This is a genomic window from Chryseobacterium sp. SIMBA_029 (genome assembly GCF_046535275.1).
Taxonomy (GTDB): domain Bacteria; phylum Bacteroidota; class Bacteroidia; order Flavobacteriales; family Weeksellaceae; genus Chryseobacterium.
In genome coordinates, this window is the sequence record NZ_JAWRXA010000569.1 from 1 (window position 1) to 255 (window position 255).

A 255-nucleotide genomic window follows, 5' to 3' on the forward strand; every position below is an offset into this window, starting at 1 on the left:
CGACAATTCCGTGAATATACAGGGGGAGAGCGTTAAGGTTGGTAATATAACGCCAAAGCAAGGAGAGGATACAGATGCTTAACAAAAATATTCGGCAGCAAGGCGGGAATCATTCCACGAATGTTCAAGGTGAAACTGTACATATTCATAGCGGGATAACCATAGCAGATGCCAAAGAAATTGCAAATGATGTTTTTGAAAAAAACATGTACAAATTAACATTCATTGCAGAAACAACTGCTAAGGAACGTGCTG

Annotated in this window: 1 pseudogene; it reads left to right on the top strand. The window is 39.6% G+C overall.

Features of this window, described 5'->3' with window-relative positions:
* Nucleotides 1–74: 74 nt before the first annotated feature.
* Nucleotides 75–255: pseudogene (locus SB679_RS25260) on the top strand (hypothetical protein); the annotation flags it as partial.